The organism is Bacillus sp. VA13, from assembly GCF_055710085.1.
The window spans coordinates 273,806-296,729 of the sequence record NZ_JBVQPP010000005.1 but is presented as its reverse complement, the minus strand read 5'-3'; the positions used below and the strand labels follow the sequence as shown (position 1 = coordinate 296,729).

Sequence of the window (22,924 nt, the reverse complement as noted above, 5' to 3'; positions counted from 1 at the left end):
ACGAATGTAAAAGAATCTACCTTTTAGAATTTTACTTGCACTTCTAATATTTTTCAATTCTTTAGGGACAAAGTTGGAAAAAGATTGCAAACAAAAAACCTTTCCCTCAAGGAAAAGGTTTTGATCGTGTATCTATTTTTGTAAATTTCTGAGTACATTACGGTATTCTGTATCATGTATCACTTTATGTGATGTAACAGCAGCTTTTGATAGTCCTTGTGTTGAAACGGCTGGTTCTTTCGGAACTGTTTTCGCTTTATCATGCGTTTTATGTGCCAACTTGTGCCCCTTACCTGTAGCGTTCATACAGAATGACAGGCAAACGAGCAGCACACTCAGAATAAAAGAAATGAAAAAGAGATCATGATAAGCAGTCATCATAGAATCCTGCATCGAACCGCTTTGTCTGGCAGCATCTTTTTTCGTGAAAAAGCCGATGAGGATTGGAACTCCCATATAGACAAACAATCTTAAAAACTGAACAGCTGTCATTCTCTTGACCAAATCAGGCAGCGGGCCGCCCATAGCAGCTCCCATCAGCCCTGCGGCCACTGTCAGTCCCGTTCCAGCGGCAAGCATGATAAACAGCACTGCAAACATATAGAGAGACGATTGATCCTGCATATGCAGCCATTGAAAATTCACAAACACGAGAATAAGAGCACCTATAATACCGAGCACCCCGGGCCCGACTTTATCATAAAACAAAGCGCTCACAATGGCGGCGATCGCCACTCCGATTAAAAGAGTTAAGTTTAAAAGAATGAGATGCTCCTGAGAAATATCATACATTTGACGGAGCAATCCCTGAAAAGCAGAAAGGCTGACAGCTACCGTTATCGTTCCAGCAGCTATAATGAATAAACCGAGCACCGGTTTTGGCAGCAGCATCAGTTTAATAGAAATGAAAGGATTTCTCACTTTATATTCCACAATCAATAGAACAAGGAGCAAACATAACGTCATCCCAAAACCAGTCCATACATAACCTGATGAAAGTCCCCATTTTTGCAGAAAAATGAATGTAACCGCTGAGGCTGCAGCAAGGCACACAGATAAAATGATTCCTGCACGATCTAGCGGCTGTTCTTGTTCTGCCGATCCATGATGCTCATCATGAAGAAAGAAATAGCTCACCGCGACACCGATCAGTGACAGCGCGCCAAAGATGTAAAACAGCCATCTCCAATGCCCGTAGCTTGTTGCAATCGTTCCCAGAATCGTGCCGATGATAACAGAGCCATAAAATCCCCCGATTAGCACCAGCAGTGCGTAGTTCCTGCGGTCAATCGGAAATGACAGGACAAGCATTGGAATCATAATCATCAGCATGACACCTGTAGCCGCCCCCTGTAAAAAGCGCCCTGCCGCCATCCATGCAATATCGCTGGAAAATGCGAAAAGCAGTGAGCCAAGTATAAAAACGGGTAATGAAGCCAGATAGATTGGACGGGCACCGAATTTTTTCCTCAACAGCGGTCCTGCCGGCACTAATAAAGCAAAGGCCATATTGCCGATCAATATTGGATTCACCGATGTGAAGTCACTTGTTCCAACCGTTTTCTGAACAAGGCCTTGAACTGACGACAATGCCGTGTTAGACATCAATCCCGGCCCGACCGCTAAAACGGCGAGTAAAGAAATCACCCAGTAGTGTTTTGTCTTCATGTTGTCATTCCTTCCTAAATGAATACATACGAAACACATCATTTTTTGAAAACAAAAGAAGCTAATAGATTTTGCATGCCATTAGCTTTCATTCTAATACTCTCCCTATCTTGAGAATGATATTATTTTATTATAATTATGTGAACAAATGAGCATATATTCAAACATTATTCCAAATCGATTATGATTTGTCAATGGCGCAAATTTCAAGCAAAAAAATAAAAGCTGAACAGCTTTTGACCGATATCGTATTTTGGAGACAAGGCGGCTTTAACCCTTTCAATTCACTATTCCCACTAATAAACTCGAATAAATTGGTGATAAGACAACATTTGGCCGCACAATTTTTTTATTCACTGGGCGTTTGCCGCCTCTAAATTGTGTATGGGTAAATACCATAAATTAATCTACGAAATACCAATGTTTGTCAATTTTAAATAATCCGGGAGGCAAAAACGAATGGAACTGTATGAGTGCATCCAAGACATTTTTAGCGGCTTGAAAAATCCATCGATTAAAGATTTGGCAACTTCTTTAAAACAAATTCCAAACGCATCAAAATTGAGTCAACCGTATATTAAGGAACCAGACCAGTACGCTTACGGCCGAAATGCCATCTATAGAAACAACGAATTGGAAATTATCGTTATTAACATTCCGCCAAACAAGGAGACAGCAGTCCACGATCATGGCCAATCCATTGGTTGTGCAATGGTGCTAGAAGGAAAGCTTCTTAATTCAATTTATCGCTCAACCGGCGAACACGCAGAACTCTCTAATTCATACTTTGTCCACGAAGGAGAATGCCTTATTTCAACCAAAGGTTTAATTCACAAAATGTCCAATCCTACGTCCGAACGAATGGTGTCTCTTCATGTCTACTCACCCCCTTTGGAAGACATGACGGTCTTTGAGGAACAAAGGGGTGTATTGGAAAATTCATGATTTACAGGTGAACTGCTTTACTTTGATTTCTGAACAACAAAAGGGTTCAGCGAATGGCCTTTTCCTCACAAACAAAAAAGCCCTTATAGAATAAGGGTTTAAAGGTATGGAGCCAAGGGGGCTCGAACCCCTGACCTCTACGCTGCCAGCGTAGCGCTCTCCCAGCTGAGCTATGGCCCCGTATGTAACGTCAAATTTATTATAGATGATTTTTTTTTGAAAAACAAGCTGTTTCCTCTTAAATTGACAGAAAAAAAAGGCTCCGAAAAGAGCCTTTTTTTTAACTTACATCATGATCAAAAGTAAAATCACACCGAGAATGATTCGATAGATTGCAAATGGGACGAGTTTGATTTTGTTAATCAGTTTTAGGAAGAAACGGACGACAAACAGCGCGACAACAAAGGCACAGATAAAGCCGACGATGAAAAACGGCATCAGATCCGAGCTTAAGCTGTCCCAATGCTTCACAAGGCTTAGAAAGCTTGCTCCCATCATGATCGGCATTGCCATAATAAACGTAAAGTCAGCTGCCGCGCGATGATTCAAACCAAGAATAACGCCTCCGGAAATGGTTGAACCGGAACGCGAGAAACCAGGCCAAAGGGCAAGACATTGGAATAAGCCGACCCCTATCGCCTGCTTATAGGAAATGCGGTCGAGGGTATCTGTCGCTGCTTTCCGTTTATTTACCCAATCAGCAAAAAGCATCAGGACTGCTCCGGCGATTAAACCGAAGGCCACAGTTTTTACGGAAAATAAATATTCATCAATGTAATCTTCAAACAAAAAGCCTAGAACAGCTGCAGGCACGAGCCCTACGGCAATTTGGGCAATGCTTAATTTATGTCCCTGCTTTTGGTCGCTTGTAATATTCTTTTTCAAGCCGAGCAAATTCAAAATCCGATCTTTAAACACGATAACTACTGCTAAAATGGAGCCTAGCTGAATAACCACTTTGAATGAGTTAGCAGCTTCTGCTGACATCAGACTGCTTGATTTAAGCCAGATATCGTCTACTATGATCATATGTCCTGTCGAAGAAACCGGCGCGTACTCTGTTAATCCTTCTACGATTCCTAAAATGGCAGCTACAAACAATTCCCATAGAGTCATGATTTTGATTCTCCCCATTAGACATTTATTTTTTTACACAACGGGAGCTTTCCATAAATGGAAAGCCCGTCTTATATAACTATAAACGAAAATCACACTTTATGACCTGACGTATTTTCATTTTTTTCTTCGTCGTATAAATGTGACCGCATTTTAAACCAGTCAAATAAATGTGTCGTAATGACTTTGGCAACTGCATAGCCCGGAATTGCTAGAATGATTCCAACAACGCCAAACAGCTTGCCGGCTGTTAACAGCAGAAAAATAATCGTAATTGGGTGGATATGAAGGTTTTTTCCCATAATTTGCGGCGAAATCAGCTTCCCTTCAATCAGCTGAACAATGGTCCAAACGATCACCAGCTTGAGCAGCATGAGCGGCGATGTCACTATGGCGATGATAATCGCTGGCGTAATGGCAATCGTCGGCCCTAAATACGGAACGATGCTTGTACAAGCCGCAATGACGGCAAGCAATGAAGCATAATCCAGCCCGATTATCAAATAACCGATAAACAGCAAAAAGCCGATACAGAAGCTGACAATGATCTGGCCTCTGATATAAGAGCTTAACCGATGATTCATTTCGCTTAAGACTGTGTATGTCTGTTCTTTCAATCGAGTCGGCACAAACTTTAGTATGTAGACCGGCAATTTCTTTCCATCTTTTAATAAATAGAAAAGAATAAACGGAACCGTAACGATTGAAATGATAATCTCAGTCAGAGCACCGATAAAATTCCCAACGCCGGTAAAGGTGCTGTTCACAATCGTCGCTGCCTGATCTGAAACCTTTGTTGCGAGATCAGATATATTGATGTTCATTGTTTGCTGGGCCTGATTGACGAAGTTACTGCCGATCAGCTGTTTCGTCTGATCTTCAACGACATCCACATATCTCGGTATGTTGTCAATCAAACTCATAATTTGTTCTTTTAAAAAGGGAATGATGGACACGATCGTGATCGTGATCAGCCCGATAATCAATAGATATAACAGCAAAATAGAATAGATTCTTCTAATTCTTCTTCTCTCAAGGAAATCGACGACTGGGTTTAACAGATAATAAACAATGCCTGTTAAAATAATCGGCAGTGAAATCGTTTTGAGAAGAACAATAATCGGGGTGAAAATAAATGATGTTTTTGTAAAAACGAGAATATTTAAACCAATCAGCAGCAGCACAAGCAAAAATAAAACAAACTTATTGTCCAAGAAGAATCGCTTGAATCTGCCGCTCCATGTTTGCAACGTCTCCACTATCGTTCCTCCGTCATATATAGTTTAATTAAATTGTACACTATCGTCCCTATAATGAAAAATAAAAACCGTTAATTGCTGGAAAAACTTCCTTGCTTTAAAAATGTGATTTGATCTATCATGTGCTTTTCTCCTTTTTAAGCTATAATTTAGCTATATCATGCAAAAGGAGCGATAAGAGTGATACGTTTTGCAATAATAGGAACCAACTGGATTACAGACCGCTTTCTTGAATCAGCAGCGGAGATAGAAGATTTTCAGCTGACAGCTGTTTATTCAAGATCGGCTGACCGCGCTGCCGAGTTTGCTGCTAAACATAACGCTGAACACACTTTCTCAGACCTTCAGGAAATGGCGGCAAGCGATTGCTTTGATGCCGTATACATAGCCAGTCCGAATGCCTTTCACAAGGAACAAGCCGTTCTCTTTATGAACCATGGCAAGCATGTGCTTTGCGAAAAGCCGTTTGCTTCGAATACAAAAGAAACGGAAGAGATGATTTCAGCGGCTAAGGCAAACGGCGTTGTCCTCATGGAAGCGATGAAGACCACTTTCCTGCCGAATTTTAAAGAGCTGAAAAACCACCTACATAAAATCGGCACTGTCCGCAGATTTACCGCGAGCTACTGCCAGTACTCCTCACGGTATGACGCGTTCAGAAACGGTACCGTCTTGAATGCGTTTCAGCCTGAGCTTTCCAATGGGTCATTAATGGATATCGGAGTCTATTGTATTTATCCTGCCGTCGTGCTGTTTGGTGAGCCGCAGGATGTGAAAGCGAATGGGTACGCTTTATCTTCCGGAGTGGATGGGGAAGGAACCGTCATTCTGTCTTACGACGGGTTCGAAGCCGTTCTGATGCATTCTAAAATCTCAACTTCCTATGCCCCGGCGGAAATCCAGGGTGAAGACGGGACGATTGTAATCGATACGATTCACCGGCCAGAACGAGTGGAAATCCGCTATCGCGATGGCCGTCTGGAAAATATTTCGATTCACGATCCTAAACCGGCGATGTTCTACGAAGCGGAAGAATTTGTCACGCTCATAAAAGAGAACAAACAGGAATCTGAAGAAAATACATTTGAACGGTCAATGATCACTGCAAAAATCATGGAAGAAGCAAGAAAGCAAATGGGGATTGTGTACCCTGCTGATCAAGCCTAAAAAATCCGCCCGCGTGCAAATGCCGCGGCGGATTTTTTTATTAGACAATCGGAGAAGATGCCTTCCTCTTTAAAAGCACCTCTTGTTCATACTCTTTTATGTCATGAAGCCATGCCTCTTTTACCGGCACGCCCATTTGCTCACAGTAGGAATCCCAGATGGCCCCGAAAGGATATGTTTTGAATTCCTCCATCAGCGCCAGCCTTTCTGTATAGCGGCCCTCTTCCTGCAATTGTTTTAAATAGCCGTTCGGGAGAAGCAATGCATACAATAAAGCTTTAATCATATTTCTCGTTCCAATGGTCCAGGCGGCAACACGGTTAATGCTGGCATCGAAAAAATCCAGGCCGATGGCGACCTTCTCGATAGCCTGATTGCGTACAATTTCAAGAGCGATTTCTCTCAATTCATCGTCTAAAACCACAACATGATCGCTATCCCAGCGAACAGGCCGGGACACATGCAAGGCGAGTTTGTCTGTGTAAAGCAGCATCGACGAGATCTTGTTTGATACCGTTTCAGTCGGGTGGTAATGGCCTGTATCAAGTAAACAAAGCTTATGATTCGTCAAAGCGTAAGCTAAATAAAATTCATGAGATCCGACAACATATGATTCAGAACCAAGCCCGAACAGCTTGCTCTCGACCGAATCAAGATTGTGTTGTTCATTGATCTCCTCTGCGAAGATCCGATCAAGTGATTCTTTTAGTCTTTTACGCGGTGTCAGCCTGTCACTCGGGATATCCTTATAGCCGTCAGGAATCCAAATATTCGTCAAGCAAGGTGTGCCTAATTCTTTCCCGAAGTATTCTCCAATACGGCGGCAAGCGATGCAATGCCTGATCCAAAATTCCCTGATGGTCGGATCGGGGTGTGAAAGGGTGAGTCCGTCAGCCGCTTTCTCATGCGAAAACAAGGTCGGATTAAAATCTAAACCGAGACCGAGGTCTTTTGCCCATTTCACCCAGTTTTCAAAATGATGCGGCTTCAATTTGTCCCGTTCTACCGCTTCCCCGTTTGTTTCTGCGTATATCGCATGCAGGTTTACGCGGTGCTTTCCAGGAATGAGAGAAAGAGCCTTCTCCAAATCTCTTCTTAATTCTTCAGGGGTTTGCGCTTTTCCGGGATAATTGCCGGTCACGTCAATTCCGCCTGAAAGCTCACCCTTATTTACTTCAAAGCCCTCAATGTCATCACCCTGCCAGCAGTGGATTGAAATGGGCACTTGCTCTAATTGCCGAAGCGCCTCTTCAACATCAATTCCCCATTTTTCATATGCCTGTTTTGCACTGTCATAATTGGTTTTTATGGTCATGCGGCTCTCTCCCTTTTTCAGTTTTTTAATCCAAATAAAAAACTTCCTTAAGATCTATCGAAACAGGACTGAAATCTGGATTTGTTTTCATTAATGGCGACATCGATTTCCACCATCTCCGGCAAACTTCTGTGTCTCCCATCTTTCTCCACTTCTCTTCATCCTCTATTTCTAAATAAGCAAAAAGCCGGCCTGTTTCCTCGTCTAAAAAAATGGAATAATGGTGCGCTCCATGAGCTTTGAGTGCTTCTGCCATTTCAGGCCAAATGTCATCATGCCGCTGTTTGTATTCTTCGTACTTGTCTTGATGGACAAACATGATACTGGCTTTTCTAATCAAACCTGATCACCTCTTCACCTTTTAGATAGCGCTTTCAAAGCAGTTTGATGAAATGATTGAATGATTGTGCTTCTGTCAATGTCTTTAGGTGTAAACACTTTGATCGGAAAGGAATTTCTGACGGCTTGCCGGGCCTCTTTTATGTCTTTGACTTCTTTGGCAGCAATCATTTGCATCAGCAGATTTCCGATGGCGGTTGCCTCTATGGGCCCTGCGTATACCGCTTTTCCGCTCATGTCTGCTGTTAATTGATTTAAGAAATCATTTCGGGCTCCGCCGCCGATCATATGAAGCTGCTCAATCGGTTTTTCTGTGATCGTTTCCAGCTCTTTGATGACTATCGCATAGATGATGGCTAAATTGCTGTAGATGCAACAGGCAAGTTCGCCTGCAGTGTGGGGAATCTTTTGGCGGGTTTCTCTGCAATAATGTTCTATTTCCTCTATCATGCTGTCTGGATTCAGGAAACGTTCATCATTTAAGTTTATAAACTGCTGAAATGGTTCTGTTTTTCGGGCTGCTTCTGCAAGCTGCTGAAAAGAGTAATCTGCTTGTAATTGCCGTCTTACTTCTTGTATCACCCACATGCCGATGATGTTTTTGAGAAAACGAATGGTGTTGTTTGCGCCGCGTTCATTTGTATAGTTGTTTTTTAAAGCCAGGTCGGTTAATATCGGCGTTTTGTTTTCAACTCCGATTAACGACCATGTTCCGCTGCTGATATACGCCCAGCTATCGTTTACACCTGGGGCCGCGATGACGGCCGAGGCAGTATCATGCGTTGCGACTGTCATCACCTTGCAAGTCGGCAGATCATAATCCGGGAACCAATCATTTCTCAGCATCCCGAGCTCACGCCCCGGTTCAGTCAGCGGCGCAAATTGCTGTTCCTGAACAGACACAGCTTCAAGCAATTCAGGGTCAAGCTTTCCGGTTGAGACGTTTAAAAGCTGTGTTGTGGATGCATTTGTGATTTCTGTTACGGCTTTTCCGGTTAAACAATAGCCTAAATAATCAGGAACCATCATAACTTTATCTGTTTTTTTCAGCAGCTCACGTTTTTCTTCATACAATTGATAAATCGTGTTAAAAGGCTGAAATTGTATTCCTGTTTTTTGATAAATTGCGGCTTTTGAGAGGGTATGTTCCAGTTTGTCTATTGTGTGATCTGTTCTTCTATCCCGGTAGGACATCACTTCCCGCAAACGATTCCCTTTTTCGTCCAGTAAGACATAATCAACTGCCCATGTATCAATGCCCACAGTGCAGCGTTCATGCCCAAGCGCTTTCACCTTTTGCAGCCCTTGCAGGATTTGTTTTAGCACATGATCAATATCCCAAAAGCAATGTCCGTCTTTTTGAATAAAGCCGTTAGCGAATCTGTGAATCTCCTGTATATCGAGCTTCCCTTCCTTCAGTTCACCTACCATGACCCTCCCGCTTGATGCGCCTATATCAATGGCAGTATAAATCATTCTTTCACCCTCTCTTCGGAAGGGGAACAGCTGTCACTTTCACCTTTTTGTCTTCAAGAGCTTTTACCGATACCGGATCAAGTCCAGTATCAGTAATAAGGCGGCTGATATTTTGCAGCGAGGCGATATGTGAAAATTCGCGGTTCCCCCATTTGCTTGAATCGGCCATCAAAATGGTTTGATCAGACCTTTCGATCATCCGTTTTTTGAGCAGCGCCTGCCACTCGTTTGAGTCGCTCATCCCGTTGTTTATGTCAAAGCCTTTACATGACAGAAAGGTTTTGTTGACGTGATAGGTCTCAAGTGAACGCTCTGCTAACGGGCCGGCAAACGATAATGATTTTGCCAGCAAAATGCCGCCTGTCGAAATGACTGATATGTTTTCTTTATTGCTGAGCTCAAAGGCTGCCTTCATTGAATTTGTAATGACGGTGAGCTCAATATCAGGGAGTATTTTCGCCATGTACCAGGCGGTGGTGCTTGCATCGAGAATGATTCGGTCTCCGCTCTTTACATATTTGGCCGCTTCATGAGCGATGGCTTTTTTTTCTACGACATTTGTAATTTCCCGTTCAGAAAAATGAACTTCTGATTCCTGCTGCTGAATACTGACCGCTCCTCCGTGGCTCCGGCTCAGTTTATGTTCTTTCTCAAGCTTCTCAAGGTCGCGCCGAATGGTTTCCTCTGTGACAGAAAATATGTCACTTAATTCGGATACACGGATACTTGAACGCATATTCACTATTTCCACTATTTTTTGCTGCCGTTCTGCTACTAGCATTGGTAACGCCCTTCCATATCATAATCCGTCTTATTGTTTTTCTATCATAGCATATTTCTAACGCGTAAAAGCAGCCGGGACGCCGCCGTCTACCGTGATCATGCAGCCCGTTGTTTTTTCGGCTTTAGAAGAAGCGAAGAATGCAATGGCTTCGGCAATATCCTGCGGGTAAATATTGACGAGCAATGCTGTCCGTTTCCGATAATGTTCCTCCAGCTGATCTGGTTCAATCCCGTACGCCGCGGCTCTTTCCTCCCGCCAGCTTGACCCCCAGATTGCCGATCCTTGAAGAACCGCATCAGGCAAAACGGAGTTGACCCGAATGCCGAATTCTCCACCCTCTGCTGCGATACATCTCGCCAAATGGGTTTCAAGCGCTTTTACCGAGCTGTAGGCAGAGGCGTTTTTTCCCGCATAAACCGAATTTTTCGATCCGACAAATACCATGCTTCCGCCTCTGCTTTGCTGTTTCATTTGTTTAAACGCTTCACGGGCCACAAGGAAATAGCCAGTTCCTAATACATTCATATTAAGATTCCATTCTTTTAGACTTGTTTCGTCAAATGGGCTTGATGTGGCCAGTCCGGCATTATTGACGACGATATCAATGCCGCCGTAAGCAAGCGCCGCTTGTTCAAAGGCTGACCGTACTTCCTCTTCCTTTGTCACATCCATTTTGACAGCCATTGCCCGTCCTTCTCCGTATGCATCGTTTATTTCCCCGGCAATTTTCTGTGCACCCTCTATATTAAGATCAGCAGCGATCACGTGCCCTCCTTCAGCTGCAAAGCGGCGGCATGCTGCACTGCCGATTCCGCCGGCTCCTCCTGTTATCAACGCTACTTTACGGGAAAATTCTGCTTCCGGCGGGGCTAGCGTGAGCTTATATAATTCGAGCGGCCAATATTCGACATGGTAGGATTCAATTTCATTTAAAGAAACAAAGTGACCAAGAGCTGTTGACCCTTTCATAACGGCGATGGCTCTCCGGTATAAAGCGCCGCTCACTTTAGACATGGCATAACTTTTTCCCGTATTCACCATTCCGATGCCAGGAATCAATATCACCCGCGGGGCTGATTCAAAGATTTGATCCCCCTCCTGCTGATTGCGTGTAAAGTAAGCATGATATTCTGATGCAAAATGCTCGACTCCTGACTTGACCAGTTCCACAAGCTTGCGCACATCTTGAGTTTCCGGATTCCACTCAATGTACAGCGGAACCCGTTTTGTGTGAACTAGGTGATCCGGGCATGCCGCACCGATTTGCGAGAGCACTGGCGCTTGAACACTGTTTACAAATTCCAAGACGTCGTCATGATCATCATAGGAAAGGATCATTTTCTTTTCTTCACCTACAGCGCCTCTGATTACAGGCATGATGCCTGCCAAGATTTGTTTTCTTTGATCTTCCGGCAGCGGCTGATATCTTTTGCCTCCGAATATCTTATTTGGATTGATCCGGTCGTTAATATACTGCTCGGCTTCTTGAATGATGGATATCGTTTTTTCATAACATGCTTCAGACGTCTCTCCCCAAGTGACTAAGCCGTGTTTCTCCATTAACACAAGCTCGGCGTTGGGATTGTTCGCTACGCCTTCAGCGATCATTTTAGACAAAGTAAATCCAGGGCGGACGTATGGCACCCATACAAACCGGTTTCCGTAAATGTCTTCTGCAATTTGTTTTCCATTATCAGCGCAACAAATGCTGATAATCGCATCGGGGTGGGTATGGTCAACATGATTGTATGGCAGAAAAGCGTGTAACAGCGTTTCAATTGAAGGACGGGGATGTTTGCTGTCTATCATACAATGAGACAAGTAGTCTACCATTTCTTCATCTGACATGTGGTCCCTTTCAATCAGCGGGCGGATGTCAGCTAATTTTAAACCGGTAAAGTTATGCGCTTTCATTGTTGCCAAATCTGAACCGCTTCCTTTCACCCACATGACTTCTGTTTCACGGCCTCTGAAATCCTTTTCCGTTGTTTTCATAGACGTATTCCCGCCGCCCCAGTTGCAGACAGTGCGATCTGACCCGATCAGATTGGACCTGTACACCAATTCCTCTACACCTTTCGGCAGCTGTGCAGCACGCTCTGAATCCCATACATGTTTCACCATATTTGATATTCCTCCGTCCCTTTTATTTGTATCCGTTTTCATTATATATGATATTTGTTTATTTTTGAATTGTTTTTGTTTATTTTTGTTTTCAATAAAAAAAGAAAGCAGCTGATGCCGCTTTCTCTTTCATTATTATGATTCAATTTTAAATTTCTTCGTGATGTCCTGAAGTTCTTCCGCCATGTTTGCCAATGTTTCAGCTGAAGAGCTGATTTCTTCCATGGAAGCAAGCTGTTCTTCCGCCGAAGCTGCGATGTCCTGAATGCCTGCTGAGCTTTCTTTCGACACTTCAGAAATGTCTTCAACCGCACTTGTCACTTCCTGCGATCCAACTGACAGCTGTTCAACCGTTGCGTTTAGGTTTTGCAATTCACCAGAAATTTGGGTTGTCATCTCGTAGATTTGTTTAAAGCTTTCCGCTGTTTGGTCAGTAATCTGCAAGCCTTCCTTCACTTCATGATTCACAGATTGGAACATCGCAAGCGAAGTGCTGATTTCTCTGACAATCTCTTGAATTAACCCTTCAATTTCCTTGGCAGAGCCTGCTGATTGTACGGCAAGTTTTCTGACCTCTTCCGCAACTACTGAGAAGCCTCTTCCGTATTCTCCCGCTCTTGCCGCCTCAATCGCAGCATTTAATGCCAGCAGGTTGGTTTGATCAGCAATGCCGTTAATCACATTCAAGATACTTGTGATGTCTTGCGATTTTGTTTCAAGACCCTTCACCACCGCTTCCGCTTTTTGAACGGATTGATCGATTGTTTTCATTTGACCGACTGTGTGCTCCACCAGTTTTTCTCCGCTGCCTGCTGCCTCGGAGGACTGGATCGATGACTTCGTAATCGTTGAAGAAGCCTGAGCCACTTTTGAAATCCCATCGTTCATTTGAGAAAGATGGTTTGAACTTGTTTCCAGTTTCTCGCTTTGCGCCTCGTTGCCATCTGAGAACTGTTCGATGGCAAGTGTGATATGTTCGGTTGCCTTGCTCGTTTGGGCTGCACTTGCCGTCAACTCTTCAGAAGATGAAGCGACGTTTTCTACAGACGTTTGAATAACCCCGATCACAGAACGCAATGAGGCAGACATTTCGTTAAAGCTATCGCCAAGCTGTCCAAACTCGTTTTTCGAGTGAATATCAATGACTTCTGTCAGATCTCCGCTGCTGATTTTCGCGGATGTAGAAACCAGTTTTCTTAACGGCTTGGTAATGGCACTGATAATAAAGAGAATAAGTATGCCGCCGATGACAAGTGACACGCATAGAATGATAATCGCTGTGTTCAGAACCGGGCTTGAAGCATCTTGCAATTCACTGACAAAGTACGTGCCCGCGATTTTCCAGCCTGTCAGTTTATTTGTCGTAAAGGCCATTTTCTTTTCTTTGCCTTCGAAAGTATATTCAAATGAGCCTTCTCCTTTGGAATATACTTGGTTTGTCCAGTCGCCGGATCCAGTTGTCCCAGGCTTAATCGTCGGATGGGCGATATATTTTTTGTTGCCCGTTGTAATAAAGGCAAAGCCGTTTTTGCCGATTTTGATTCTCTGTGAAGCGGAAAGCACTTCATCCAGATTTAAATCAAGTGCTATAACCCCTGAACCGTCTTTTAATTGTTTTGAAATTGTGACAACCATATCCCCTGTTGCTTCATCAGTATACGGTTCTGAGAAAACAGCCTGTCCTTTTTTCGCAACGGCTTGTTTGTACCAGTCACGCCCTGTCGGATCGAAGCCTTTAGGAATGCCACTATCCGGATATTTGTAAAGCTTCTTATCTTCTGAAGCAACATAGATTGCGCCTACATCGGCATTCAATGTTGTATACTGCTTAAATTTCTCATTCAGTGAGGTTTTATTTTTTCCTTGTAATAGATCTTTATCGATCGTCTCACTGTAATAATCAATTGCTTTTACTTTATTATTCAATTTGTTTTGCAGGGTGCTGTTGAGCTCTTCAACGTTCCCCATTGCACTACTCGTAAGTTCCCTGTCCAGTGCGTTCCAAGCTGATTGATAACTGAAATATGCTAAAACCCCAACCGGCAAAATAAGCACTGCCAGAAACGCAGCGATAAGCGGTTTGCTGATCGATGGCTGTTTGATCCATTGTATCATTTTTCCCATTCTAGTTGACTCCTCCTTTAAGCTAAATCTAATATCGTCAAACTAGGATAAAAGGTTTAATAAAAAAACTAAAAAAAACACCCGAGCGTACAGGCCCGGGTGTTTTGGCTTACTATTCGATTTTGAATCGTTTTGTCATATCGCGAAGCTCTTCCGCCATAGACGAAAGGGTTTCTGCTGACGAGCTGATTTCTTCCATGGAAGCAAGCTGCTCTTCGGCTGACGCCGCGATATCTTGTATATGAGCTGAGCTTTCTTTTGAAATCGATGCAATGTGCTCGGACGCTCCAGAAACTTCCTCGGAGCTGGCAGAAAGCTGCTGAACCGTCGCACTCATGTTTTGCAGTTCACCGGCGATTTGGTTCGTCATTTCAGAAATGCGTTTAAAGCTTATTTCTGTTTTATCTGTGATGTCAAGGCCTGTTTGCACCTCTTGATTGACAGACTGGAACATGCCGAGAGATGTATTGATTTCCTTCACAATTTCGATGATTAATGCTTCAATCTCTTTTGCTGAATCTGCTGACTGAACTGCCAGTTTTCTTACTTCTTCCGCTACAACAGAGAAGCCGCGGCCGTACTCGCCTGCGCGCGCCGCTTCAATTGCTGCGTTTAAGGCAAGCAGGTTCGTCTGGTCTGCGATACCGTTAATCACACGCAAAATATTGGTAATGTCTTTCGATTTCGTTTCCAATCCGCGTACGACTTGTTCTGCTTCTTTTACAGACTTGTCAATGACGTTCATTTGGCCCACGGTTTGATGAACAAGCTTGCCGCCTTCGCTTGCAATTTCAGTTGACTGGACAGATGAATCTGTGATGACTTCAGAAGCTTGAGCCATATTCGTCAATCCGTCATTCATTTGATAAATGTGCTCTGCTGCAGTTTCAATGTTTTCGTTTTGTTTTTCATTGCCGTTAGAAAATTGTTCAATCGCCAATGTAATGTGCTCTGTTGCCTTGCTCGTTTGCGCGGCTGATGCGGTCAGCTCCTCAGAGGAAGCAGCAACATTGTCCACGGAATCCTGGATAGCGTGGATGAGAGAACGAAGTGACGACGCCATATTGTTAAAGCTTTTGCCGAGTTCGCCCAATTCATCTTTTGAACGGATATCAATGGTTTCAGTCAAATCTCCCTCGCTGATCCGCTTAGAGGAACCGACAAGCTGTTTCAGCGGCGTTGTAATCGACCGAATGATCAGTGTCATGACAATAATTCCTATGATAATAGCTGCGGCCAAGACAATTAAAGCAAGATGAAGGACAGGCTGGGCTGCCTCATGGATTTCATCCAAATACATGGTGCCGCCAATTTTCCAACCCGTTAACTTGTTTGTGTCAAAGGCCATTTTTTTCTTATCGCCGTCCATGGTATATTGAAAATCGCCTTTATCAGCATTTAGCATTTTATCGGTCCAGTCGCCTTTCAATTCAGTTCCTGAGGTTTCATTAGGATGGGCGACAACCTTATTGTCCTTCGTCATGATAAATGCGTAGCCTTGTTTGCCGATGTTGACTTTTTTAGTTGTTTTCAGCAGATTTTCAATCGTCATGTTGATTGCGATAACGCCTGAACCATCTTTTGTCTGTTGAGCGATTGTCACAACCATTGTGTTCGTAGAGGCTGTTTTATACGGGTCTGTAACCACGACTTTCCCTTTATTCGCAACCGCTTTTTTGTACCAGTCGCGTTCGACCGGGTTATAATCGCTCGGCATCTGAAGATCCGGGTAACGAGTAAAGCGCCCGTTTTTGTCACTTGTGTAAATGGATTCTACATCTTTGTTTATGCTGATATATTGTGAGAATTTCTCTTTAATACTTGCATTGCTTTTTGCATTATATCTCTCTTTTGTCAGCCATTCGCTGAAGTAAGCAGCGCTGTTTTCTTTTTCACCGATGCTGGTGTTAATGATTTCGTTTAATTGCTGTACATTTTCTAATGCGCTCCCCATCATCTGTCTGTCGAGCGAGCTGCTTGCCGATTGATACGCAATGGCAGCCAATATGACAACCGGTATGATGAGAATCGACAGAAAGGAAACGAGTAGCTTCCGTGTAATAGATCTTTGTTTTATTAGTTGGAGTATTTTTTTCATCATTCATTTCTCCTTTTTTATGCTACCCTTCATATCGGCAGGAAATGGGTAAATATATACAGTAAAAAAGAAGAAATTTAACGAAAGTAACTAATTTCCCATAAATAGATAGTTATTTAGCACTATTCCTTATCCACTTTAAATCGTTTTGTCAGATCACGGAGTTCTTCAGACATTCTTTCAAGCGTCTGTGCCGATGAACTGATTTCCTCCATGGATGCCAGCTGTTCCTCGGCTGAAGCGGCTATATCTTGGATGCCGTCCGAGCTTTCCTTAGAAATGGCTGTGATATCATTTGAAGCAGCGGAAATTTCTTGAGCTCCTGCTGACAGCTCCTCAACCGTCGCATTCATATTTTGCAGTTCGGAAGCAATTTGATTGGTCATGTGAGATATATGTTTGAAGCTTTGTTTTGTTTCACCTGTCATGACAAGCCCTGTTTCAACTTCTTTGTTTACGGACTGAAGCACGTTCAATGATGTGTGAATTTCTTTCACAATTTCGCTGATCAGTGATTCAATTTCCTTTGCCGAGTCAGCTGATTGTACCGCGAGTTTTCTCACTTCCTCAGCGACGACGGAGAAGCCCCGGCCGTATTCTCCCGCTCTGGCCGCTTCGATGGCGGCATTTAAAGCCAAAAGATTGGTTTGATCTGCAATGCCGTTGATAACCCGCAAAATATTCGTGATATCCTTTGATTTGACTTCCAGCCCCTTCACCACTTGTTCCGCTTCTTTTACTGAGTGGTCAATCGTATTCATTTGGCCGGCTGTTTTCTGTACAAGTGTCTCACCCTCGCTTGATGCTTCTGTGGAATTTGCGGATGTTTCTGTAATCACTGCGGCAGCCCGCGCCAGTTCAGCCAATCCATCGTTCATTTCATTAATTTGCCCGGTTGTTGTCTCAATTTTGTCGCTTTGGCTTTCGGTGCCGTTTGAAAATTGCTCGATGGCCATCGTAATATGCTCAGTAGCTCTGCTTGTCTGGTCAGCGGATGCAGTCAATTCTTCTGATGATGAAGCAACGTGTTCTACTGAATCTTTGATGCCGTGAATGAGTGAGCGAAGCGAGTGGGCCATATGATTGAAGCTCTGGCTCAGAACACCGAGTTCATCTTTTGAATTGATTTCAATCGTTTCGGTTAGATCGCCTTCACTGATTTTTTCAGCTGATGTGACAATGCGTCTTAATGGCTTTGTGATCGACCGAATTACAAAATAAATTGCCGTAATTCCAGCTGCGATGGCAATCGCCAGAACGATTGAAGCCATGGTCAGAACTTTGCTTGCAGCATCGCGGATCTCATCCGTATACATCGTTCCGCTGATTTTCCAGCCTGTTGTTTCGCTTGTGGCAAACGCCATTTCCTTCTCTTTGCCTTGGTACGTATATTCAAAGTCGCCGCTTTTATTCTTGTAGAGCTTATCAACCCAGTCCCCTTTTAACTCTGTTCCCGCTTTTTCTCCGGAGTAGGCAATGACTTTTTTATTTGGGCTTAAGATAAAAGCATAGCCTTCTTTGCCGATATTGATTCCTTTAGCAGTTGTGACCAGATCATCAATTTTCATATCAATAGCGACAACGCCTGATCCATCCTCCGTCTGTCGGGCAATGGTGACGACCATTTTTCCTGATGAAATAGATTCATAAGGCTCAGTGACGATTGTTTTGCCTTTATTAGCCATTGCTTCTTTGTACCAATCTCGTTCTAAAGCATTAAAGTCACTCGGCATGTCTGCGTACGGATAACGTGTGAATTCTCCGTCTTTACTGCTGGAAAATACCGCAGCTACATTGTCATTCATTTGGATAAATTGTTTGAATTCCTGTTTCATCTCTGTTTTCTTTTTATCCTTAAACTTATCTGCTGTAGCCCAATCGCTGAAAAACGCGAGGCTTTTTTCAGTCGTGCTGATTTTATCATCAATGATATGATCTAATATTTGAACATTTTCCTTTGCGCTTTGCGTCATCTGTATATCAAGAGAGGCAACTGCTGATTGATAAGCGCTTACCGAAAGGACGGTAATGGGAACAATTAAGATCAGCAGGAAAGAAATAATAAGTCTCCTGGCAATTGATGACCTGCGAATAGTGGTGAGTGTTTTTTTCATCCTATTGAACCTTCTTTCAATAATTTACAAATTATATCGGCGGTTCTTCCTTTATATTACATTGAAATTGAAGGTAAAAATGAAAAATAGTTCTAATATCACCGTGAATATTAGGTCTTTAATATTAATTCCTTCACGAAAAAACAGCGCCTTGATAAGCGCTGTTTTTCTGCTTTTATTCGATTTTGAATTGCTTCGTCAGATCACGAAGCTCTTCTGCCATCTGCGCAAGAGTGGTCGCTGATGAACTGATTTCTTCCATAGAGGCAAGCTGCTCCTCGGCTGATGCGGCAATGTCTTGGATGCTTGCCGAGCTTTCTTTCGACACATCGGCAATGCCGCTGACTGCTGCTGAAACATGCTGTGAACGGCCTGACAGCTGTTCGACGGTGGAATTCATCGTCTGCAATTTGCCCGCGATTTCGTTTGTCATGCTGAAAATGCTCTGGAAGCTTTCTTTTGTATTGTCTGTGACAACAAGTCCAGACTGTACTTCCTGATTGACCTCTTTAAACATGTGAAGAGAAGTTTCGATTTCTGCTACAATTTCTTGGATCAGCTTTTCGATTTCTTTTGCTGAATCGGCTGATTGAACAGCCAGTTTGCGCACTTCCTCCGCAACGACAGAGAAGCCGCGTCCTGATTCTCCGGCACGCGCAGCTTCAATGGCTGCGTTTAATGCCAGCAGGTTTGTTTGGTCAGCGATGCCGTTTATGACTCTCAAAATGCTTGTAATGTCTTTTGATTTTCCTTCTAAGCCTTTGACAACAGCTTCAGCCTGCTGAACCGATTGATTAATCGAGTTCATTTGTCCGACTGTCTGCTGGACAAATTTTTCACCCGTTCCGGCGATTTCCGTTGATTGGATAGACGCCTTTGTAATGTCTGATGATGTTTGTGAGACTTGCTGGAGCCCTTCATTCATTAAGTTCAGCTGATGAGAGCTGGATTCAACCTTTTCGCTTTGCTCCTCGTTTCCGTTTGAGAACTGCTCAATCGCCATCGTGATATGCTCGGTGGCTTTACTTGTTTGTCCGGCAGATGCAGTAAGCTGTTCGGACGATGCGGCCACATTGTTTACCGAGTCCTGAATAGCACTGATCAGTGAGCGGAGAGATTGTCCCATTTCATTGAAGCTCACCCCAAGCTCTCCAAGCTCATCTTTTGAACGGATTTCGATCGTTTCTGTCAGATCCCCGCTGCTGATCGTTTTCGATGATTGAACGAGACGTTTTAACGGTTTTGTAATCGAACGAACGATAAACAGAATTAAAAACCCGCCTGCCACAATGGAAGCGATCAGCACGATCATGCCTGTTATGAGCACAGACTTTGAGGCATCCTTGATTTCATCCATATACATTGTGCCGGCTATTTTCCACCCAGTCAGTTCATTTGTTGTATAGGTCATCTTTTTATCTTCGTTACCCAGAGTGTATTGGAGTTCACCGCTGTTATCGGCATACATTTTGGCAACCCAGTCTCCTGACAGCTTTTCTCCAGCCTTATGGTTCTGGTGGGCAACATAGGTTTTGTTTTTCGTTGCAATGAAAACATAGCCTTCTTTTCCGACCTTGATTTGTTTCATCTGTTCTAGCAATTTATCAATGGTGATATCCATGGCGACAACGCCAGATCCGTCCTTCAGCTTCTGGGCAATGGTAATGACCATACTTCCATCACTCGCTGCCACGTAAGGATCTGTCACGACAATTTCACCGCCTGCCTTCATCGCATCTTGGTACCAAGGGCGTTGTCTCGGATCGTATCCATCCGGCAATTGTTCTTTGGGTGCTTGTACGTAGGTGCCGTTTTCTGCGCCTCCATAAATTCTAGCTACCCCTTGATTGATAGATACGTATTGTGAAAATTTGGCCTTGAGCTCTTCTTGATTAGACTTTCCTTTGAATGCGGAGCTTTTAAGAGTTTCACTGAAAAAGGTGACCGCTGTCACTTTTGCTCCCAGATCATTTGTAACGGTTGTATTAAATGTATCGACACTGCTTTTCGCATTTCCCATAATTTCCTGTTCCAGCTTTCCGCTTGCGCTTCGATAAGAACTAAATTCCAATATAAGAATAGGGATAATGAGAATCGCAATAAATGAGACGATTAATTTTCTTGAGATAGACGGTTTCTTCAGCCAATTGATAAAAGTCTTCATGTCCAGTTTCTCCTTCAGGTTTGATACAGTATATATCGGCTGCTTAAAAAAGTTTTAAAATAAAAAATGGAAGAAGTTCTTTTCGGCTGTCTTCTGTCTTTTTAACTTTCATTGCCCAAGCCCTTTGCATATCTTATAAAAAAACAAGGGGGGCTAAAGATGATTATTGTATCCGGACAATTGCTCCGTCCCCAAGATATTGAAAACTGGCAGATTGATGAGAATCTAAATCCTCTGTTAAAAGAGATGATTGAGACGCCTGTTCAGTTTGATTATCATTCAATTGCAGAACTGATGTTTGAGCTTAAACTGCGGATGAATATCGTTGCAGCTGCTAAAACGCTGCACAAAAGCGGGGCGAAGTTTGCCACTTTTTTAAAAACATACGGGAATACAGCGTATTGGAGGGTTTCACCTGAAGGCGCCTTAGAGCTGAAATACAGAATGCCGCCTTCAAAAGCGATTCGGGACATAGCTGAAAACGGCCCGTTTTACGCGTTTGAATGTGCGACCGCAATTGTTGTCATTTATTATTTGGCCTTGATCGATACCATCGGGGAAGAAAAATTTGATGCCGCCTTTAACAGAATTATTTTATATGACTGGCATTATGAGAAATTGCCGATATATACGGAAACAGGACATCACTTTTTTCTCGGAGATTGTTTGTATTTTAAAAATCCTGAATTTGATCCGCAAAAAGCCCAGTGGAGAGGCGAAAATGTGATTTTACTGGGAGAAGATAAATATTTCGCCCATGGCCTCGGAATCTTAAGCGGACAGCAAATTATCGATAAGCTGAATTCTTTTAGAAGAAAAGGAGCCATACAGCCAGCCTACCTTCTGTCTCAGGCGACCAGACTGGATGTTCCGTCTCTTTACCGTATCGTCCGCTAAAAACCCCATCGCCTATTTTCGAGACGATGGGGTTTCAAATGCTTTTCGTTTTCGATAAAAAGGGGCTGTGCCGAAAAACTGGTTCGCAGCCCACTCCATTTTTTCAAGGTCATGTCTTGTCACAATTGGATCTAGACTGCTCCATTTGATAAAGCGGACAAAATAGTAGCCTTTGATAGGAGCCATTGTAACTTTTGAGTGAGGCCAGCCTTCAAATACAAACTCAATTTTCCCTCTTTTTTTATAAGAATATTGAAGAATGTTCATCTCTGTCACCTCTGTTTATCAAGTTACGTTCGGCAAAGCTCGGCTAACAGCGTTTTCACATCAGCGGGCCCGTTCAGCATTCCGACAGATTGCCCAGCCCACAGAGACATGTACCCGGAATCTTTTTCTTTGGCTGCGTGTTTTCTCATCGGCTTTGTTAACGTGTTTTGCAATGGATAAGGCAGCGCGTTTGCCTCCTCAGCCTGCTGCTCTTTCATCCATTGATTGACTATACCCCTTGCAGGCTTACCTGAAAACAATGCGGTGAGGCGTGTGTCTGTTCCTTGCGCTTTTTTTAATTCGCGCCTGTACGCTTCAGATACTTCGCATTCCTCACACATGAGAAACGGCGTCCCGATCTGTACGCCTTGAGCTCCGAGACAATGAGCGGCCTGGACACCGCGCCGGTCGGCAATTCCGCCTGCCGCGACCACTGGAACGGAAACGGCGTCTGCCGCTTGGGGAATGAGCGACATGAGGCCAAGTGTCGATTCTCCGCTGACCGGCAGAAAAGACCCGCGGTGGCCGCCCGCTTCGCTACCTTGCAGTACAATGATGTCCATTCCGCATTCTTCAAGCAGAACGGCTTCCTGCGGAGTCGTAGCTGTCCCGATGAGACAGCAGCCATTTTTCTTTAACGCTTGAATGCTTTCATCCGGCGGAATGCCAAACGTAAATGAACAGGCTTTTACATTGTGTTTGAGAATGATGTTCATTTTTTTATGGAAGTCGTCCCATTCTTCTTCCTCTGAAGAGAATGAAGGAGCCTGTTCGGCGCACGGAATCTTATTTTTCCAAGTTTGAACGATGTCCTCATCCGGTTCTTTTCTGCTTTCTGGAACAAACACATTCACCTGAAATACTCGATCAGTCAGCTGCTGCATCTCAATGATTTGCTTTTCGAGCATGTCGGGACTGAGATATCCGGATGCCAGACTTCCAAGCGCGCCTTCATTTGACACAGCGGCTGCCAGGACGGGCGTGACAAGCCCCCCGGCCATTGGCGCCTGGATGACAGGTTTTGTCAGCGATAGTACTTTCATCCATTCCGTCATGAAAACCCTCCT

17 protein-coding genes and 1 tRNA gene are annotated in these 22,924 nt (G+C 43.7%); 3 read left to right on the top strand and 15 right to left on the bottom strand.

Annotated elements, in window-relative coordinates; genetic code table 11:
- Window positions 1-132 precede the first annotated feature (132 nt).
- Window positions 133-1,668, bottom strand: coding sequence for an MFS transporter (locus tag AC0C66_RS19090; RefSeq protein ID WP_061188064.1), 1,536 nt, complete (start codon window positions 1,666-1,668; stop codon window positions 133-135).
- Window positions 1,669-2,127: 459 nt separating this feature from the next.
- Between AC0C66_RS19090 and cdoA the strand changes: the two genes are divergently transcribed.
- Window positions 2,128-2,613, top strand: a complete 486-nt coding sequence (cdoA, locus tag AC0C66_RS19085; protein ID WP_061188063.1) for a cysteine dioxygenase — start codon at window positions 2,128-2,130, stop codon at window positions 2,611-2,613.
- Between the two features lie 107 nt (window positions 2,614-2,720).
- Here cdoA and AC0C66_RS19080 read toward each other — a convergent pair.
- The 3 genes from AC0C66_RS19080 to AC0C66_RS19070 all read right to left on the bottom strand — a co-directional run bounded on the left by AC0C66_RS19080 (window position 2,721) and on the right by AC0C66_RS19070 (window position 4,988).
- Window positions 2,721-2,793 (bottom strand) — tRNA-Ala (locus AC0C66_RS19080).
- Between the two features lie 105 nt (window positions 2,794-2,898).
- On the bottom strand, window positions 2,899-3,729 hold the full coding sequence (locus tag AC0C66_RS19075; protein WP_087987453.1) for an undecaprenyl-diphosphate phosphatase: 831 nt from the start codon (window positions 3,727-3,729) through the stop codon (window positions 2,899-2,901).
- Between the two features lie 92 nt (window positions 3,730-3,821).
- Entirely contained in the window at window positions 3,822-4,988 is a 1,167-nt protein-coding gene (locus AC0C66_RS19070) for an AI-2E family transporter (protein ID WP_014114932.1), read from the bottom strand.
- Between the two features lie 180 nt (window positions 4,989-5,168).
- Here AC0C66_RS19070 and iolU point away from each other — a divergent pair, with 180 nt between their 5' ends.
- Window positions 5,169-6,155 (top strand): scyllo-inositol 2-dehydrogenase, encoded by a 987-nt coding sequence (gene iolU / locus AC0C66_RS19065; RefSeq protein ID WP_072565185.1) that lies wholly within the window; start codon window positions 5,169-5,171, stop codon window positions 6,153-6,155.
- A 40-nt stretch (window positions 6,156-6,195) separates the two neighbouring features.
- Here iolU and rhaA read toward each other — a convergent pair whose 3' ends face one another.
- The 9 genes from rhaA to mcpB all read right to left on the bottom strand — a co-directional run bounded on the left by rhaA (window position 6,196) and on the right by mcpB (window position 20,693).
- Entirely contained in the window at window positions 6,196-7,470 is a 1,275-nt protein-coding gene (gene rhaA, locus AC0C66_RS19060) for an L-rhamnose isomerase (RefSeq protein ID WP_326229448.1), read from the bottom strand.
- Between the two features lie 25 nt (window positions 7,471-7,495).
- A complete protein-coding gene (rhaM, locus tag AC0C66_RS19055; protein ID WP_061188059.1) occupies window positions 7,496-7,810 on the bottom strand; it encodes an L-rhamnose mutarotase in 315 nt (104 codons plus the stop codon).
- Window positions 7,811-7,824: 14 nt separating this feature from the next.
- Window positions 7,825-9,285: a rhamnulokinase gene (gene rhaB / locus AC0C66_RS19050; protein ID WP_461845902.1), complete on the bottom strand. Its 1,461-nt coding sequence runs from the start codon at window positions 9,283-9,285 to the stop codon at window positions 7,825-7,827.
- A gap of 4 nt (window positions 9,286-9,289) precedes the next feature.
- Complete coding sequence (gene rhaR / locus AC0C66_RS19045) at window positions 9,290-10,066, bottom strand: rhamnose catabolism operon transcriptional regulator RhaR (protein ID WP_072182195.1); 777 nt, start codon at window positions 10,064-10,066, stop codon at window positions 9,290-9,292.
- Between the two features lie 57 nt (window positions 10,067-10,123).
- The gene (locus AC0C66_RS19040) at window positions 10,124-12,193 is read right to left on the bottom strand and encodes a bifunctional aldolase/short-chain dehydrogenase (RefSeq protein ID WP_072182194.1); all 2,070 of its coding nucleotides are present in this window, start codon (window positions 12,191-12,193) and stop codon (window positions 10,124-10,126) included.
- Window positions 12,194-12,328: 135 nt separating this feature from the next.
- Window positions 12,329-14,317 (bottom strand): methyl-accepting chemotaxis protein TlpB, encoded by a 1,989-nt coding sequence (tlpB, locus tag AC0C66_RS19035; RefSeq protein ID WP_326198157.1) that lies wholly within the window; start codon window positions 14,315-14,317, stop codon window positions 12,329-12,331.
- Between the two features lie 112 nt (window positions 14,318-14,429).
- Window positions 14,430-16,415, bottom strand: coding sequence for a methyl-accepting chemotaxis protein (gene mcpA, locus AC0C66_RS19030; protein ID WP_061188055.1), 1,986 nt, complete (start codon window positions 16,413-16,415; stop codon window positions 14,430-14,432).
- A 122-nt stretch (window positions 16,416-16,537) separates the two neighbouring features.
- On the bottom strand, window positions 16,538-18,529 hold the full coding sequence (tlpA, locus tag AC0C66_RS19025; RefSeq protein ID WP_461845901.1) for a methyl-accepting chemotaxis protein TlpA: 1,992 nt from the start codon (window positions 18,527-18,529) through the stop codon (window positions 16,538-16,540).
- Between the two features lie 175 nt (window positions 18,530-18,704).
- Window positions 18,705-20,693 (bottom strand): methyl-accepting chemotaxis protein McpB, encoded by a 1,989-nt coding sequence (gene mcpB / locus AC0C66_RS19020; RefSeq protein ID WP_268392342.1) that lies wholly within the window; start codon window positions 20,691-20,693, stop codon window positions 18,705-18,707.
- A gap of 159 nt (window positions 20,694-20,852) precedes the next feature.
- Between mcpB and AC0C66_RS19015 the strand changes: the two genes are divergently transcribed.
- A complete protein-coding gene (locus tag AC0C66_RS19015; RefSeq protein ID WP_461719112.1) occupies window positions 20,853-21,590 on the top strand; it encodes a protein-glutamine gamma-glutamyltransferase in 738 nt (245 codons plus the stop codon).
- Window positions 21,591-21,602: 12 nt separating this feature from the next.
- Here the strand turns inward: AC0C66_RS19015 and AC0C66_RS19010 are convergent, their stop codons facing one another.
- Together AC0C66_RS19010 and AC0C66_RS19005 are read right to left on the bottom strand one after the other, a co-directional pair.
- The gene (locus AC0C66_RS19010) at window positions 21,603-21,857 is read right to left on the bottom strand and encodes a hypothetical protein (protein WP_014114945.1); all 255 of its coding nucleotides are present in this window, start codon (window positions 21,855-21,857) and stop codon (window positions 21,603-21,605) included.
- Window positions 21,858-21,880: 23 nt separating this feature from the next.
- Entirely contained in the window at window positions 21,881-22,912 is a 1,032-nt protein-coding gene (locus AC0C66_RS19005; protein ID WP_090557208.1) for a nitronate monooxygenase, read from the bottom strand.
- Window positions 22,913-22,924 lie beyond the last annotated feature (12 nt).